Here is a 15,836-nt window from a genome sequence, read left to right as displayed (position 1 = left end):
CCCCGGCGTCCGGTCCAGTCGGCGCGTTGACGGGACGCCTGCACGGCGAGGACCAGGCCGAAGGCCGCCAACGACGCACCGAGAACGATTGTGACACCGATCTCGAAGTTCAGATCACTCATGAAGAATCGCTCCTTGCCGCGTCGCTGCGGATGCTGACGTGGATCCGACGTGCAACAGACTCGTCGGGACCGCCGGGCAGCAGATCTTCCAAAAGGCGGAACCGCGACCGAGCACTACGACTTTCGGCAGAGCACCGATGCGCTCAGCAGTGGTTAGGCTCCCGGACATGGGATTTCTTGAACGGCGCGGTCCGCGTGCCGTGCTGCGGCTTTCGGTGGCTGTCTCACTGGTCGCTGCGGGCTACCTCGACTACCAGCTGGGCTTCTACTCGAGCTTCTCTCTCGGTATGGCCAAGCTCGGCTCCGCGGCACTTGCGTGCACCGTGCTGTTCGCCTCGGGCCGACTCGGGGCCAGGGGGCTGGCGTTCGCGGTCGCGGTGACGGGCCTCGCATCGCTGAGTGTCACCGGAGCCCTGTTCTCCAGACACCCGGACATCCGCCTCGACGCCATGGGATTCACCGAACCGCTGGCGCTGCTCGGGCTGCTGAATGTGATAGTGCGGCGCGGACGGCCGATGCAGGCCGCCATGGGCGCACTGTTCGTGATCGCGACTATCGTGCTGCGCCCCGCTGCGAGCAGCTACTTCTGGTCGTTGCTGTTCACACTCGTGGCGATGCCCGTGCTCTGGGTAGGCCTCACGGCTCGCCTGGCCACGGACGACAGGCGGCGCCGCGAAGCGATGGTACGGCTTGAGCAGCGGGCCGAATTCGCCAGAGATCTGCACGATTTCGTCGCTCACCATGTGACCGGCATCGTGGTGCAAGCGCAAGGGGCGCGGATCATCGCGGGCAGGCGACCCGACCTGATACTGCCCGCTCTTGAGCGGATCGAGGAATCGGGAGCCGAGGCGATGAGATCGATGCGACGCATGGTCGGGATGCTGCGCAACGCCGACGGGGGCAACGATGCCGAGCTGTCGCCGCTGGCCGGTATCACCGAGGTGCGCTCCCTCGTCGAAGGATTCTCGCCAGTCGGGGCCGCGCGGGCCAGGCTCCGGCTCGACGGGGTACTTGACGATCTGCCGGTGGAGGTCACCACAACCGTGCACCGGGTGGTCATGGAGGCGCTGACCAACGTACGCAAGCACGCCCAGGAATGGACCGAAGTCGACGTGTCCGTGGTCAGAGCAGGAGAAGTGGTCACGGTGAAGATATGCAACGACGGGCGCACGCGGCACACCCTCGGCGTCGGCGGGTTCGGGCTCAGGGGGCTGGCGGAGCGAGTCGGCATGATCGGCGGCACGATCGAGGCGGGACCCGAAGCGACCGGTGGGTGGAAGGTCGACGCAGCACTTCCGGTGGGAGGGACCGCCGGCTCCGGTAAAGCATCCGAGTAGAGGCTGACGAGAGGGAAGACCTTATGACGATCCGCGTGCTGATCGCCGACGACCAGGCCATGGTCCGCACCGGCTTCGGCATGATCCTGACCGCTGAGGACGATATCGAGGTCGTCGGCGAGGCGATGGACGGGGTACAGGCTGTGGAGCTGGCGGCCTGCTGCCGCCCCGACGTCGTCCTGATGGACATCCGTATGCCCTTGCTGGACGGCCTTGAGGCGCTGCGGTTGCTGCTCAGGCCGGGGGTGCAGGACCCGCCGAAGGTCGTGGTGGTCACGACCTTCGACGACGACGAGTACGTCCAGCGGGCGCTGCGTGACGGTGCCTGCGGATTCCTGCTCAAGGACTCCGGGCCTACACTCCTGGTCGAGGCCATCCGCGCGGCGGCATCCGGTGAAGCTCTGGTCAGTCCCTCGATCACGGTCAAGCTGCTGAGAGGGCTAGGCGGCTTCGTGCCGCAGAGCCGTGCACCCCGGACCGATCTCTCCGCTCGCGAGTTGGACGTCGTGCGCCTGGTGGCCAGGGGACTGACCAATGCGGAGGTAGCTGACGGACTCTGCATCACGGTGGGCACGGTGAAGACCCATCTCGGCAACGTCCAGGCCAAACTGCCCGCTCGTAACCGGGTGGAGATCGCGGCGTGGGCGTGGGAGTCCGGCCTGGTGCGGTGAGCCAAGGCCGCCGCCCCACCGCACACAGCACGGCGTTCGACAACGCGAACAACACATCTGCACGCCTGGTCGGATACGGCCGTGGAGGCGGGCGATGCCGAGCACAGCGTGGAGGACGCCGTCGCCCCGGCGGCAGTAGCGGAGGATCTCCGGCCTTTTATGCTGGCGAAGGCGTGCTCGAAGCGGGCGCGGACCTGCTTGTGGGACGCGTTGTGGGCCTGTTTCCGGTGGGCAGCTCCTCGCCTCGCCCTTGATGGAGGAGCTGATCGGGCCGGGGGACGACGGGCTGGAGGCAGCGATGCGGGCGCTGCCGTCCACCCGATACAACACGGTCCGCCATTCCTGTTGCTGCTGGACGAATACCCGGCGCCGGGGGCGGCCTCCGGCGGTCGGCGGGTGCTGTCCTGGCCGGGCCGAGTCTGGACGAGCCGGTAGATCGGCATCTGGCGGGGCGGGGCAGGCGGGTGTGAGCGCCGGATACGGCCGGTGACCGACGAGCTCATACGGACCCCGAAAGCAGCCTCACTCTCCACGCATTCTGTGATCAGAACCGGACGAGTCCGGAGTACTCCGGGGTTCTTGGGCCGACCACTTTCTGCCCTACCTACCTAGGTCTTCCTCAAGGTGTCCTGCGCCCGTCGCACCGCTTCCCGAAGGCGCTCGAGGCCCTCCTCCAGCTGACGCTCGGCGCGCTCGCGAACGGAGTCCGTTGTCAGATCCGTGCGCGCAGAAAGGCTCTCCCGCACCAGTTCATCACTCATGATGACGTATCACATTCTATTGGGATCAATGCTTTCTACGGATGTGTGAGTCAGCAGGTTCAGCATGAGCAGCTCGCAACCAGGCCGGCTCCACTTGCGGTGGAACTCTCTCCACGCGTCTGGGGTGTGGTGAGAATCTTCGACAGTGCGGCACTGCCTGGCTTCCGGTTCCCGCCGCCGTCATGCAGGAGGATCACGGAGCCCGAGTGAACGTTGTCGAGCACCCGGCGCTCGATCACCCACGTGCCGGGCGGCGGGGCCAAAGCAGACCCGGCCCAGCTGCGGCAGATGCTGTGACGGCTGCAGACGTCGGCGAAGGCGGCCGCGTTGTACTGGGTGCCCATGTCGGTGTGGAAGACCACGCCGTGGACCTGGCCGCCGCGGGCGGCAACGGCCATTTCGGTCGCGTTGGTGACCAGGGAGGTGCGCATGTGGTCGGCGATCGACCAGCCCACCACCTTCCTAGAGCAGATGTCGATGACCGTGGGGCGGATCTCGTTGACGGTCCGCTTCTCCTCGGTCCGGCGCTCGGCGGGGGCTGTTCGTTGGTCAGGTGCTGGTAGTAGCCGGCGCGGTTGTCGGAGATGAAATCCCAGCGGCGGGGCTTACTTCACCTCCCGCGCGAAATAGGCGGCTGCCCGTCGCAGGGGCTCGCGCTCCAGCCGCCACTCCTGCTCGGCCTTGAGCAGCCGGGCGTTCTCCGCCCGCTGTCGGGTCGGCTCCTCGGCCGCGCTCACGTCGCTGTCGCAGCTCTCGGGCGCGGCCTGAATTTCGTCCTTGCGCACCTACGTCCGCAGCGATTCCGCGGTGATGCCGAGATCTGCGGCCACGGCCGCGTACGTCCGCCTCCCGGCCGCGGCGAGGTAGAGCGCGACGGCATCCTTCGTGAACTCCTCCGGATACGGAGACTTGCGTCCTACCTGGACATCCCTCCCTGGACCGTCAAGATCCATTGTCAGGGTGTCTACTCCACAGGATCATCCTCAGTTCGACAGCCGCAGCGACCGCTGGCACTTCCGGGAAAGGGCGGTCAGCGATCCGCTTTGCGTGGCCCCTCGTCTGTGCCCGGGGCAAAGGCGGCCAGGAAAGTTGGCCGGGAACCCGTGGGGGACAGACTCCTGGGTCATCACAAACAGCATGCGAGCTCAGCACCCGTGACCACGGCCGCCAGTGGGGAACCGGCAGCTCAGGGCCGAGGCGGAAGACCAGCTGACGCCAATGCATCCCGTTTGCCGCTCAGTTTGGCGGTAGCCCGCGCGGGCCGCGACCGTTACCCGGGACTGCTCGGGCCACGACGCCGCAGAAAACGAACTTCTCCGGTGAACCTCTGCGCAGTTGCCTCCGTAGTCATGGGGGAGGGAGGAGTGGAAGGCCCGACCGCCTCGCCGATATGGGCTGGGCCCCACCCCTCACCCGCTCCGAATGCCGCCGCCCCTCCTAAGTGCCCCGCGGCGGCAGACGGAGTCTCGAACCCGGATCGAACATTGGACTCGCGGCTCCGGAAAGCGCTCCACCCGGAACTGCCGGGCGTGTCTCTCCTGGTTCGAGGCCCGAGCCCCGGTCCTTTCCCCCGAGTTCTGGACCGGGGCTCTGCGCCCCACATCCCTGGGGTCTCCATGACCACCCTCCTCGCACGCTCCGGCGGCCTGGCCGGCGATACGGGACCACTCCGCACGCACCCGCCAAGACCTTCCTCCTCGCTGGCCCACGCCAGCCGTGTCGTCGGAGCACCCTGCCGTCACGCGGCTGGGGTACTCCGCCGCCGCTCTCTGCCCATCAGCCCTGAGGCACGACGCGGTGCTCGCCCGATCAGCCGGATTCGGCGGTCAGTGTGTGCCGATACTCGAGCTGGTCCCGAACGGTCGTGCGCTGTTCCGCGACTGCTCCACGGGCTGAACCACGACCAGCGGGCGCTCGCGCGCCGTTACAGACTTGGACACAACCAGAGGTGGGAAGCCGGGATCAAGACGCTGCGGCACCCCCCTGGCGACGCTCGCACACCTCATACCCAAGGACCACTCGACTCCTGGCAAGTTGCACCTCTTCGAGGTGGGCCTGGAGGCGTCCGAGGGGGGCGCCTCCAGGCCGGGTCTACAGAAACCCGAGATATTTACGTTCGGGGTATTCGACCAACGAGCCCGCACCCTTCGCTGCGTGGGTGGCGGCGGGCCACGATTCGCCGGGAGCAGTGTCCTAAACGGGTCTCACGCCGAGGGTGTGGAGCGAAGCGTCCGATCCCGCCTGCGCGCACACCAGCGCTGCCGCTCGCGCTCCCTTCTCCAACAGGCCATGAGCCTGGGCGGCTGTGATGTCGACCGACCGTCCAACGTCCACGGCTGCGCGTGCGGCAAGGCCAGCGAGCAGCCCTGCCATGAACGCATCTCCCGCGCCGATCGTGTTGACCACCGTCACCGGCACTGCGGGCACAGAGATCTGGACGCCCGATGGCAGGAAGGCCGTGCTGCCATGCTTCCCTCGGGTCAGGACGACAAGGCGCCCTTCGTCTGCCAGCCTCCGGCACCTGTCGTCCGGCATACTCGCAGGCCACAGCGTCTGTACGTCCTCGTCGCTGGCCTTCACCACATGGGCCAGCGTGCACAGGTCTCGTAGCCGGGACAATCCCGCTGCCGGGTCCACAGTGCGCTCCTCGCGCACATTGGGGTCCACGACCAGCAGCGTGGAGTCGGCCGCCGCGCGGGCCGTCTCGGCGACCGCGTCGGCGGCCGGGGGCACGACGGCGGCCAGACCGCCCATATATACGGCCCGGAAGCGTTCCAGCCCCTCGGCCAGGGGTGTCAGCCGGAACGTCGCGGTGTCCTGGAGGTGGAAGTCGTAGCGCATCCCGGTCGGTGCCGGGCTCGCCACGGCCAGTGCCGTGGGGCGGGCGGAGCGTCCGGAGAGGTTCAGGTCGACGCCGGCGGCGACCAGTCGGTCCTCGTGGGCCAGGGCGAACGCGTCGCCGCCCAGCACCCCCGCGAACGCGGTAGGCACCCCGAGGCGTGCGAGTCCGGTCGCGACGTTGGCGGGTGCGCCCCCGGGGTGCGGGAGGAGATGGCCGTCGCGATCAGGGACGAGGTCGGTGAGCGCCTCCCCCATGACAAGTACTGGGCCCGATGCTCTCGCGTCGCTCATGGCTGTACCACGATCTTGCGGCCCTGGCCCGCCTTGAACCGGTCGATGGCCTGCGGGTACTGCTCAAGCGGCAGCCGGTCGCTGATGAAGACCGCCGGGTCGAGGATGCCTGTCGCGAAGAGCGCGGCCGCACGCTCAAAACTGTGCAGGACGGCCATCGAACCGGTGATCGTGATCTCCTGGTTGTAGATCCGGTACGGTTCGATGACCGCCCGTGCCGCGTAGTCGGAGACCCCGAACTGCAGGAATGTGCCTCCCTTCGCGACCCGGCCGAGACCATCCTGGATGGCCGCTGCGTTGCCCGTGGCGTCGATCACGAAATCCCAGCCCTGCGGCCGGTCCAGCTCGTCCGCGCCGGCCGCGGACCGTGAGACGCCCAGCTTCTCTGCCGTGGCGAGTCTTTCGGGGTTCACATCCAGGATGTCGACGCTCGCCACGCCCGTTCGCTTGGCCAGCTCCAGCATCATCAGACCCATAGTTCCCGAGCCGTATATCAGCACCTCGGCGCCCAGCGTGCTGCTGTTCAGGACGTCGTAGCCGCGCACCGCGCAGGACAGAGGCTCGATCAGCGCGGCGTCGCGCACGTCGACGTGATCGGGCAACTTGACGCAGTTCGCCACCGGTGCGACGGCGAACTCGGCGGCGCCGCCCGCGACCGAGACACCGATCGCGGCCCAGCGCTCGCAGAGGTTGTCACGGCCCGCCCGGCAGTAGCGGCACTCGTGGCAGTACAGGGAGGGATCGACCGCGACCCGCTCGCCAACAGCCAGTTCGGTGACCTGGGAGCCGATGCCGACGACCTCGCCCGCGAACTCGTGTCCTGGCACGATCGGCAGCGTGGGTGCAAACTCCCCTTGGAGAATGTGCAGGTCGGTTCCGCACAGCCCACAAGCGTGGACATTGACGACGACGTCGCGTGGCCCGGGTGTCGGGTCGGGGAGGGTGACGACGGAGACCTTGCCGGGAGCTTCGATCTGCGCAGCTCTCATTTGACGGCTCCAAGGGAGAGGCCCTGGACAAGCTTGTCCTGGGCGGCGAAACCGGCGGCGAGCACCGGCAGGGACACGACGACCGAGGCCGCACACAGCTGGGCGAGGAAGAGGCCCTGGCTGGTGACGAATCCAGTCAGGAACACGGGCGCCGTCTGGGCGGTGACGCTGGTGAGCACCCGGGCAAAGAGCATTTCGTTCCAGCTGAAGATGAAGCAGATCAGCGCCGTGGCGGCGATGCCAGGGCCGGCCACCGGAGCGACGATGCGCGCGAGGATGGTCGGTAGCCGGGCGCCGTCGACCTGGGCCGCCTCGATGATCGAGACGGGTACGTCGGCGAGGAATGACTGCATCATCCACACGGCGATCGGCAGATTCATCGAGGTGTAGAGGATGACCAGCAGCCAGATGTTGTCCAGCATCCCGGCGTTCTTCGCGAATAGATACACCGGCAGCAGGCCGGCCACGACCGGCAGCATCTTGGTGGACAGGAAGAAGAACATCACGTCGGTCCACTTGCGGACCGGACGTATCGACAGCGCGTACGCTGCCGGAAGAGCCAGGACCAGCACCAGGAGCGTGGAGACCAGGCTCGCCGATGTCGAGTTGATCAGCGGCGGCCAGGGGCTTGCGCCGCTTGCGGCGCCGAAGAACTTCCGGTACCCGTCCAGCGTGAGCGGTGCGGTCAGCGACGGCGGGTTCGTCGCCGCGTCCGGCTCGGAGTGCAGTGAGGTCAGCAGCATCCATATCGCAGGAAGACAGAATGCCATACCGACCAGCCAGGCCAGCACGCCGAGCGCCGTGCCACGCCGCCTGGCCTTGCGAGCCGCGCGTGGAAAGAAGGTGATGCTCCTGGTGTCCGGCACACGTTCAATGCACACGATGTCGGGACTCGTTTCTTCGGTGCGGGGGGTCATCACCGCTTCGCCTCCTCGTTGAAGAGGGACGAGACCACCCGCAGCGCGAAGGCCGCGATCAACATGGTGCCGATCACGACCAGCACCCCGGCAGCGGAGGCAAGTCCGTACTCATGGGCCTGGTAGAAGGTCTGGTAGATCGTGTACGGGAGGTTGGCGGTGCCCAGGCCCCCTGCGGTGATCGTGAAGACGGCGTCGAAGTTCTGCACGATGTAGATCGAACCGAGCAGAACCCCAAGCTCGAGATAGCGCCGCAGATGAGGCACGGTCAGATAGCGGAACATCTGCCAGGCGCTCGCACCGTCGAGCCGGGCCGCTTCCATCATGTCGGCCGGCTGGCTCTGCAGTCCGGCGAGCAGGATCAGCATCATGAACGGCGTCCACTGCCACACCAGCGAGGCCTCCACCGCGATCAGAGGCATACCGGAGATCCAGTCGGGCTGGGCGGGACTGTCGTCGCCGAACAGTCCCGCTATCCACGTCCAGGCCCCGTTGAGGAGCCCGTATTCCGGGTTGCAGAGCACGTGCTTCCACAGCAGTGCGGCAGAGACCGGCACGATCAGGAACGGCGTGATCAGCAGGGTGCGTACGAACCCCCTGCCCTTGAACGTCCGGTCCAGAAGCAGTGCCAGCATCAGCCCCAGCACGACGCTGGTGATGACCACCGAAGCGGTGAGCACGACGGTCGTCAGGACTGACTCGCGCAGCGCGGGATCGGTGGCGACGGATGTGTAGTTACCGAACCAAGTGAAGTGCCGGGCGTCGGGAGCCAGCGAGTTCCAGTCGAAGAGCGAGATCACCAGCGTGGCCACGAAAGGCAGTTGGGTGACCGCGATCAGGAAGACCAGGGCGGGCAGCAAGGGGGCGCGGGTCGCCCAGGCGCGCCATCCGCTCTTCCTCCCGGCGGGTGCGGCACGGGGTGGGGCACCGCTGGCGTGGGGGCGTACGCTCAGGGAGGCGGTCACTTCCGGTACTCCTTCGCGACCTTCTCGGCCAGGACCTGCGACTTCTTCAGGGCTTCGTCGACGGACTGGCGCCCGGCGATGGCGGCGCTGATCTCCTGGGAGACCTTGGTGCCGAGGTCGGTGAACTCGGGGATGCCGACGAACTGGATACCGAGCGTGGGACGGGGCTGGGTGCCCGGGTTCTCCGGGTCGGCCCCGTCGATCGCGTTCCGGGTTACGTCGGAGAATGCCTTTGACTCCCGAACGTAGTCGGTGTTGGTGTACGTCGACGTCCGCTTGCCCGCTGGGACGTTGGCCCAGCCGATGTTCTTGCCGACCAGCTCCTCGTACTTCTTGCTCGACGCCCAGGAGATGAACTTCCAGGCCGCGGCGGAGTGCGTGGATGCCTTCTGCATTCCCCAGGCCCAGGTGTAGAGCCAGCCGGAATTGCTGGTCCTGTCGATGGGCGCCTGTACGTAGCCGATCTTGCCCTTCACCGGGGAGTCCTTGGCCTCCAGGGAGCCGGCCGCGGCCGTGGCGTCGTACCACATGGCCGTTTTGCCCTGCGTGAGGTTGTTGAGGCACTCGGCGTACCCGGACTGCGCGGCGCCCGCCTCCCCGTGCTTGCGTACCAGGTCGACGTAGAACTTGGTCGCCTTGGTGAACTCGGGCGAGGTGAGCTCGGCCTGCCAGTCCTTGGTGAACCAGGTGCCGCCCATCGTGTTGACAACCGTAGTGAGCGGGGCGATGACCTCGCCCCAGCCCGGCAGCCCGCGCAGACAGATGCCCTTCATGCCCGCCTTCACTCCATCTGCCTTGGCGGCCAGGTCGGCGACCTGTTGCCAGGTTGGGTGCTCGGGCATAGCCAGCTTCTTCTCGGCGAAGACGTCCTTGCGGTACATCAGGAACGAGGACTCACCGTAGAAGGGCTCGCCGTAGATCTTGCCGTCCTTGGCCGTGAGCGACTTCCTCAGAGGTTCGAGAATGTCCTTCTGGTCAAAGGAAGGGTCCTTGGCGACGTACTCGTCGAGCGGGTGCAGCCACTGGTTCTTCGCGAAGATCGGAACCTCGTAGTTGCTGATGGTGGCGACGTCGTACTGCCCGGCCTGGTTGGAGAAGTCCTGACTGATCTTGTCACGCACTTCGTTCTCCGGGAGGACGGTGAAGTCGACCTTGATCCCGGTGTCCTTGGTGAAGTTGGCCGCGGTTAGCTTCTGGAGCTCGACCATCTGCGGGTTGTTCACCATCAGGACGCGCAGGACGTCGTCCCCGCCCGAGGCGGTGCTGCCACCTGCCCCGCTACACGCGGCGAGCAGTGCGGCCGCGGCGGCCGTTGCGCTGAGACGGATTGCCACTGCTCTGGAACGGAGTCCAGGCGTGGTTGTCGAGTTCTCGGACATGAGATCTCCTAGGGGTGAGACTGCGAGTTGAGTGTTGGAGCTAAGAAGTGTGAATTCACACCCGGATGACGTTTGGGCCCAGCAGGGAGTACCGCTGGGCCTCGGATGCCGACAGTCCGATGTCGGTCACGATGGACTCGACGTCCCTGACGTCGGCGAAGCGGCAGAAGGAGACGACGCCGAATTTGGTGTGCAGTCCGGCGAAGACCCGGCGCCTGGAACCCCGTACCGCCTGCGCCTTGACCTCGCTCACCGCCGGATCGGGGGTGGTGAGGCCGTGCTCGCGGGAGATGCCGTTGGCACCGATATAGGCGAGGTCGATGACCAGCCCGGCCAACATCCGCGAGGCCCAGTGGTCGACGGTGGCCAGGGTGGCGGGGCGCACGCGGCCGCCGAGCAGCAGGACAGTGATCTTCTCCGCGTCGGTCAGGGTGTGGGCCACGCTGAGGGAGGCGGTCACCACGGTCAGGGTCCGATCCCGGGGCAGCGCCGCGGCAATCAGCTGCGGGGTGTACCCCTCGTCGATGAACACGGTCTCCGCCTCCCCGAGCAGGTCGGCGGAGGCGGTGGCGATACGGTTCTTCTGCGGGACGTTGTGGGTGGTGCGGCTGGCCAGGGTCGTCTCGAAGCCGGAGCTCTCCACGGCGTGGGCCCCACCGTGCGTGCGGCGGACCAGACCTTGTTCCTCCAGCGCGCGAAGATCTCGGCGGATCGTCTCCTGAGCGACCTTCAAATCCCGGGCCACTGCGGTGACTTCGATGCCATCCGCACTCCGGGCGAGTTTGAGGATCTGTCGTCGACGCCCATCGGAATCCACTTCACACTCCCTTGAATAGCCCCGGAAACATCGCCCGTTCGGGCCTGTGGATTGTTTGTACAAGGTGGGGAGTCGCAGGAACAGACAAGATTTGATGGCGATCGCGCCCGTTCGAGCCCGTTCAAACTCGGGTATGTCCACTGGTCAGACGCTGGATTGCCGAGTTCCACAGTGGGAGACGCTGCCCGATCGAGTCCCCCTTGCGCCCGTTTGCTGTCCGCTCGGCGCGAATGCATGGATCGAACGGGGACGCGGTTCGAGCCTGAACCACGCGACCGGGAATGATTCCAGGAGCTGGACCCAGTCTTCGCTCCGGCTCACCCTGTCCTCTCGCGCGCGAAGGCAGGCCTTGACTCCGGCTTTTGAATACATCTATGCGGCTCGGGCCAGGGTAGTTTGTATTGAGTGGAAGGTGTTGTCGTACGCGATCGGGGATCGCTGGCCGAGGCGGGAGTGCAGGCGTCGGATGTTGTAACGGGACAGCCGTCGGAAGGCGTCGAGTCGGGCCTTACGCTCGTCCGACCAGCCCTTTCGCCCCTTCAGTGTCTCTCTTTTGAAGGTCGCATCGAAAGACTCGACGGCGGCGTCGTCTGCGCTGGATCCGACCGCGCTCATGCTCTGCAGCACCTCTGCGGCAGGCGTCGACGAATTCTCGACACGTTTACTGGGTGGATATTCAAGTGATCGTCGCAATACCTCGTAGTCGGAGGTGGAGTGATGTGTGTTGGTCCGCAGCAGCAGCGGGTTCGTGAGTACCGGGGCAGATGTCGTCGCCGCGCCGGCCGACAGTCGCGTGGCGTGAGGCTCGTGTCCGGTTTTGGACTGCGATTGCTCGGGGGTTGAAGTCAGAGGAATCGGCGGCCGAGGCCGGGGTTTCGCCTGCGGTCGGGACACGATGGTTTCGCCACACCGGGGGCGTGGGACCGAACCTTTCGCCGACGGTGTCGGGACGCTACCTATCGCTCCCCGAGCGCGAGGACATTACCATCTGGCGCGCACAGGACGTTGGGGTCCGTGAGATCGCGCGTCGGCATTGCCGGTCGCCGTCGACGATCTCGCAGGAGCTTCGCCGCAACGCGTCAACGCGCATTACCGCCTGGACTATCGGGCGTCCACCGCGCAGTGGTATGCCGAGCGGCGGGCCCGGCGACCGAAGACAGGGAAGCTGGCCGTGAACGAACGACTGTGTCAGTACGTGCAGAACAGGCTCGCCGGGGTGAACCGAGCTCTGAACGGGAAGCCGGCGCCAGGGCCGGCAATGCCGCAGAGGAAGGGACGGAACAAGCCCCGGCAGGACCGGAGGTGGGCGACGTCGTGGATCCACAGCAGATCTCGCACCGGCTCAAGGCCGACTGCCCCGATGATGAGTCCATGCGCACCTCGCACGAGGCGATCTACCAGTCCCTCCACCGTCCAGCGACGCGGCGCGCCCAAGCGTGAGCTGGTCGCCTGCCCGCGCACCGGGCGTGTGTTGCGTGTCCCGCGAGCACGCTCCCGGCAGCGTCCCGGCGGCCATGTCACGCCCGAGGACCGTGCGGTCCCGGGGATGCCCAGGGAGCGCGTGACCCCGCTCAACAGGGTGAGCGAGTAAGGTGCTCACTCGCTCACCCGGACTCAGGCCGGTGCCCTGGGGTGGATCTGCGCAGCAGCGGGCGGCCCACCCGGTCGGTCCGCTTACTCAGGCCGCCGGTCTGTGCGGAACCTGAAGGAGCCCGGCCTCGCGCGCGACGCCCGCGAGGCCAGTCATGTCAGTCCCCAGTTTCCGCCGCAGTCCGCCGATGGCCCGCTTCACGCTTGCCCGGCTGCGCGCCAACTCGGCATGGAGATCGTCGGCGTCGAAGCCCTCGCACAGAGCGAGCAACACCGACCGCTCCGTCGGGGTGAGGCGTGGCGGCCTCAGCGGGGTCGAGGCAGTGGCCGGAGCGGAATCCGGTCGCTGCCCCTTCGCGTGTTGATCCGTCCGCGCACTCTTGTTGGCGGCTAGGGCCGCCCGGCTCACCACTTGACTGCCGTGGACCTTCGACGGATGTCCCGCGGCGATCCGCTGCGCGTCCGTCTCGGCACCCCAAATGCCGAACTCTCCTTGATCCCGGGCCCATTGGCGACAGGCGGGCATCGCCTCGCAGCTGCGGCACAAGGCGACCGCGTCGTCGGTCCGTTGCCGTCCACGAGGTCCCAAGTCGCTGTAGCCGTCGTCGGGCGGATGAAAGAGGTGGGGCCGTTCGGAACAGGGAACCCGCGAGTTCAGCCCGGTCAGGAACGGAGGGATAGATATCCGGTTTCCGTTGGACACGGGTCAGCTTTCTGGAAGCGGGGCGATCGGCCTGACGAATGAGGGGGCCTGATCGCCGACCCTGTCGGCGCGCACGCCATGAAGTATGGCTCTCTGTGCATAACTCATCCGTGCACCTCTCAAGGTTGGGATTGCCATCCGGCTTTGTTGAGCCATACGAGAAGGGAGCGTTGCCGGTTCAGTCGTGTCCGCACCGCACCGGGACGCGATGACCCGGGTGAACCGTGACGCGGCGACGGTCGTAACGTTCGAAGAAGGCTCGCGTTGGCATGTGCACCGGATGGGCACCTGGAGCGAAGACAGGATGCTGCCGGACCGCGCGGCGGACGGGGTCGAGCCCCGGCCACCGTGCAGGGTGCCCGCGGCAGCGTGAGCGGCCGCTATCCTGCGCAGGAATCACCAACCCGGCACCGAAGGACGGCATGGACTACCCGGAATTCCTGCGTACGGCGATGGTCGCGGCTCACCGCGAAGCGGGGAAAGGGCAGGTCGCCGATTACATTCCGGCATTGGCAGAGGCGGTCCCTGATGCTTTCGGGATGGCGCTGGCCACAGTCGACGGGGAGCTCTACGGCGTGGGGAACTGGAAGGAGCCCTTTTCCATCCAGAGCATCTCAAAGCTGTTCTCCCTGGCACTGGTCCTGGCCGAGGGCGGGGACGCGCTATGGACCCGTGTCGGGCGGGAACCCTCCGGGACGCCTTTCAACTCACTCGTGCAGCTGGAGGCCGAGCGCGGCGTCCCGCGCAATCCATTCATCAATGCCGGCGCCGTCGTCGTCACCGACCGGTTGCAGACGCTGACCGGAGACGCGTCCCAGAGCGTCCTCGGTTTCCTCCGGGCGGAGTCCGGAAATCCCGGGATCAGCATCGATTCGGCGGTCGCCGCGTCTGAGGCTGCCCACGGCCACCGGAACGCAGCCCTGGCGCACTTCATCGCCAGCCACGGCAATCTGGACAACACCGTCGACGTCGTGCTCGAGGAGTACTTCGCCCACTGCTCCATCAGTGCCAGCTGTCGTGACCTGGCCCTCGCGGGCCGCTTCCTCGCGAGTCACGGGGTGCGGGCCGACGGAACCCGGATACTCAGCAGCACTGAGGCCAAGCGTGTCAACGCCGTCCTGCTGACCTGCGGGACCTATGACGCGGCCGGGGAGTTCGCCTACCGGGTCGGTCTGCCTGCCAAGAGCGGCGTCGGCGGCGGAGTGCTCGCGATACTGCCGGGCCGGGCGGCGCTGTGCGCCTGGAGTCCTGCCCTGGACCGGGCCGGCAACTCCGTGGGCGCAGTCGCGGCGATCGAGGCTTTCACGACCGCCTCCGGGCTCTCCGTGTTCTGAGACGTCGGTTGGAGTGCCGCCAGGTGGGACTGCACTGGCACCGTCCCGGTCCTTGCCACCCACCTCGACCAGCTCCGCGTCGACGGTCCTCAGGGGCCGGTGTGGTGGCGCTTCGGCCGCTCCGACTGGCGAACGCGATGCTCAACAATTCAAGAGCGGTCTTCTCGGTGGCAGACATTGCCGGGTCGACGCCGACTGGAAGTTGACGTCATCAGACCCCAACACCACGTACGGCACCGCAGCGAGTGGGTGGATGCCCTGTGCCATCGATGAATTCCTCACACGAGCCAAGCGGCCCAACGCGCCGTCGCCGACGACCCCCACACACTGGTCCGTCTCGCAGACCAGCTGGTGGGCCTTGGCCGCCCGTCCTTGTACGACAGGGCCGTGCAGGCGTGCGAGCGAATTCCCGACTCAGGTCACTGCCTCGATCTTGCATGCCGGTCCGTCGATGAAGTCGGCGAGCCGTTTCGCGTTCTGTGGCTGTGGTGGGCAGTCCGGCGGCCCGGTTGTCGCGTCGGGTGGGCGCCGGGTCCCACTTCTCCGGGTCGGATGGTGCTGTCGTTGGGATGGAGAACGCTGCGGGTCAGCCCGGGTACAGTTGAGCGAGCCGGTCGAGGGCGGCCGTGATGTCGTGGGGCCAGGGCCAGGGCCAGGGCCAGTGGCGGGTGAGGCGGGGGATGCGGCGGCAGCTGGTGGTGACGAGCTGTCCGGCCACGGTGAACAGGCGGAACCGCAGGCGGCGGGGTTCCCAGAGCCGGGCCTTGCCGGTCAGGTCGAGCATGGGCATCCAGGCCAGCAGGTCGAGCGCGATCTGCACGGTCTCATGCAGGGGCAGGTTACGCAGGCCGGTGGCCCGGGCGGCCCGGATCCGGTCCTCCGTGCGGGCCCGCAGGCGGTGACGAAGCCCCAGCTCGGCGATCGGACGGTCGGTAGTTTTCGTGGCGAGACACGTGATCCGCATGCCGTTCGCGTGCGTGATCCTCAACTGGGCGCCGGGGTACGGCCGTTTCTTTCACGAGGTTATTGATCAGAAACTCAAAGGGTTCTCGTACAGGACGTAGCGGACGTGCGGGCCGCCGAAGTAGCCGCGGACGATGTGTGGTTGACGCTGGCGTC

At 67.0% G+C, this 15,836-nt stretch carries 12 protein-coding genes and 4 pseudogenes; 4 read left to right on the top strand and 12 right to left on the bottom strand.

Annotated elements, in window-relative coordinates:
* Positions 1-289: 289 nt before the first annotated feature.
* A complete protein-coding gene (locus ACWCPY_RS39685; protein WP_451273517.1) occupies positions 290-1,459 on the top strand; it encodes a sensor histidine kinase in 1,170 nt (389 codons plus the stop codon).
* 23 nt (positions 1,460-1,482) lie between these two features.
* Positions 1,483-2,130, top strand: a complete 648-nt coding sequence (locus ACWCPY_RS39680; RefSeq protein WP_451273515.1) for a response regulator — start codon at positions 1,483-1,485, stop codon at positions 2,128-2,130.
* Between the two features lie 608 nt (positions 2,131-2,738).
* On the opposite strand, the gene ACWCPY_RS39675 is transcribed toward ACWCPY_RS39680, so the two are convergent.
* The 9 genes and pseudogenes from ACWCPY_RS39675 to ACWCPY_RS39635 all read right to left on the bottom strand — a co-directional run bounded on the left by ACWCPY_RS39675 (position 2,739) and on the right by ACWCPY_RS39635 (position 11,705).
* Positions 2,739-2,891: a hypothetical protein gene (locus ACWCPY_RS39675; RefSeq protein ID WP_451273513.1), complete on the bottom strand. Its 153-nt coding sequence runs from the start codon at positions 2,889-2,891 to the stop codon at positions 2,739-2,741.
* A 278-nt stretch (positions 2,892-3,169) separates the two neighbouring features.
* Positions 3,170-3,844 (bottom strand): annotated as a pseudogene (locus tag ACWCPY_RS39670) (DDE-type integrase/transposase/recombinase); the annotation flags it as partial.
* 1,240 nt (positions 3,845-5,084) lie between these two features.
* Positions 5,085-5,987 (bottom strand): PfkB family carbohydrate kinase, encoded by a 903-nt coding sequence (locus ACWCPY_RS39665; protein WP_451273511.1) that lies wholly within the window; start codon positions 5,985-5,987, stop codon positions 5,085-5,087.
* Between the two features lie 32 nt (positions 5,988-6,019).
* Positions 6,020-7,012: a zinc-dependent alcohol dehydrogenase family protein gene (locus ACWCPY_RS39660; RefSeq protein WP_451273509.1), complete on the bottom strand. Its 993-nt coding sequence runs from the start codon at positions 7,010-7,012 to the stop codon at positions 6,020-6,022.
* The gene (locus tag ACWCPY_RS39655) at positions 7,009-7,929 is read right to left on the bottom strand and encodes a carbohydrate ABC transporter permease (RefSeq protein WP_451273507.1); all 921 of its coding nucleotides are present in this window, start codon (positions 7,927-7,929) and stop codon (positions 7,009-7,011) included. The genes ACWCPY_RS39660 and ACWCPY_RS39655 overlap by 4 nt, the downstream gene beginning before the upstream one ends.
* Positions 7,929-8,894, bottom strand: coding sequence for a carbohydrate ABC transporter permease (locus ACWCPY_RS39650; RefSeq protein ID WP_451273505.1), 966 nt, complete (start codon positions 8,892-8,894; stop codon positions 7,929-7,931). Before ACWCPY_RS39650 ends, ACWCPY_RS39655 begins: the two co-directional genes overlap by 1 nt.
* On the bottom strand, positions 8,891-10,273 hold the full coding sequence (locus ACWCPY_RS39645) for an ABC transporter substrate-binding protein (protein WP_451273503.1): 1,383 nt from the start codon (positions 10,271-10,273) through the stop codon (positions 8,891-8,893). The genes ACWCPY_RS39650 and ACWCPY_RS39645 overlap by 4 nt, the downstream gene beginning before the upstream one ends.
* A 55-nt stretch (positions 10,274-10,328) precedes the next feature.
* A complete protein-coding gene (locus ACWCPY_RS39640; protein WP_451273501.1) occupies positions 10,329-11,090 on the bottom strand; it encodes a DeoR/GlpR family DNA-binding transcription regulator in 762 nt (253 codons plus the stop codon).
* 372 nt (positions 11,091-11,462) lie between these two features.
* Complete coding sequence (locus tag ACWCPY_RS39635; RefSeq protein WP_451273499.1) at positions 11,463-11,705, bottom strand: integrase core domain-containing protein; 243 nt, start codon at positions 11,703-11,705, stop codon at positions 11,463-11,465.
* Between the two features lie 102 nt (positions 11,706-11,807).
* On the opposite strand from ACWCPY_RS39635, the pseudogene ACWCPY_RS39630 reads away from it, so the two are divergent.
* Positions 11,808-12,636, top strand: a pseudogene (locus tag ACWCPY_RS39630) (transposase); the annotation flags it as partial.
* Between the two features lie 132 nt (positions 12,637-12,768).
* Here ACWCPY_RS39630 and ACWCPY_RS39625 read toward each other — a convergent pair.
* Both ACWCPY_RS39625 and ACWCPY_RS39620 read right to left on the bottom strand, forming a co-directional pair.
* The gene (locus ACWCPY_RS39625; RefSeq protein WP_451273541.1) at positions 12,769-12,954 is read right to left on the bottom strand and encodes a hypothetical protein; all 186 of its coding nucleotides are present in this window, start codon (positions 12,952-12,954) and stop codon (positions 12,769-12,771) included.
* A gap of 189 nt (positions 12,955-13,143) precedes the next feature.
* Positions 13,144-13,383, bottom strand: a pseudogene (locus ACWCPY_RS39620) (WhiB family transcriptional regulator); the annotation flags it as partial.
* Positions 13,384-13,805: 422 nt separating this feature from the next.
* Here ACWCPY_RS39620 and ACWCPY_RS39615 point away from each other — a divergent pair.
* Positions 13,806-14,717: a glutaminase gene (locus ACWCPY_RS39615; protein ID WP_451273497.1), complete on the top strand. Its 912-nt coding sequence runs from the start codon at positions 13,806-13,808 to the stop codon at positions 14,715-14,717.
* A gap of 586 nt (positions 14,718-15,303) precedes the next feature.
* On the opposite strand, the pseudogene ACWCPY_RS39610 reads toward ACWCPY_RS39615, so the two are convergent.
* Positions 15,304-15,732: pseudogene (locus ACWCPY_RS39610) on the bottom strand (transposase); the annotation flags it as partial.
* Positions 15,733-15,836 lie beyond the last annotated feature (104 nt).

The organism is Streptomyces sp. NPDC002403 (assembly GCF_053593015.1).
This window is presented reverse-complemented; position numbering and strand designations above follow the sequence as displayed.

What these genes read in the sequence shown, in the direction of transcription:
- ACWCPY_RS39665 (WP_451273511.1), bottom strand. Translation starts at nt 5,987, where the DNA reads ATGGGGGAGGCGCTCACCGACCTCGTCCCTGATCGCGACGGCCATCTC.
- ACWCPY_RS39655 (WP_451273507.1), bottom strand. Translation starts at nt 7,929, where the DNA reads ATGACCCCCCGCACCGAAGAAACGAGTCCCGACATCGTGTGCATTGAA.
- ACWCPY_RS39685 (WP_451273517.1), top strand. Translation starts at nt 290, where the DNA reads ATGGGATTTCTTGAACGGCGCGGTCCGCGTGCCGTGCTGCGGCTTTCG.
- ACWCPY_RS39615 (WP_451273497.1), top strand. Translation starts at nt 13,806, where the DNA reads ATGGACTACCCGGAATTCCTGCGTACGGCGATGGTCGCGGCTCACCGC.
- ACWCPY_RS39660 (WP_451273509.1), bottom strand. Translation starts at nt 7,012, where the DNA reads ATGAGAGCTGCGCAGATCGAAGCTCCCGGCAAGGTCTCCGTCGTCACC.
- ACWCPY_RS39680 (WP_451273515.1), top strand. Translation starts at nt 1,483, where the DNA reads ATGACGATCCGCGTGCTGATCGCCGACGACCAGGCCATGGTCCGCACC.
- ACWCPY_RS39675 (WP_451273513.1), bottom strand. Translation starts at nt 2,891, where the DNA reads ATGAGTGATGAACTGGTGCGGGAGAGCCTTTCTGCGCGCACGGATCTG.
- ACWCPY_RS39645 (WP_451273503.1), bottom strand. Translation starts at nt 10,273, where the DNA reads ATGTCCGAGAACTCGACAACCACGCCTGGACTCCGTTCCAGAGCAGTG.
- ACWCPY_RS39635 (WP_451273499.1), bottom strand. Translation starts at nt 11,705, where the DNA reads ATGAGCGCGGTCGGATCCAGCGCAGACGACGCCGCCGTCGAGTCTTTC.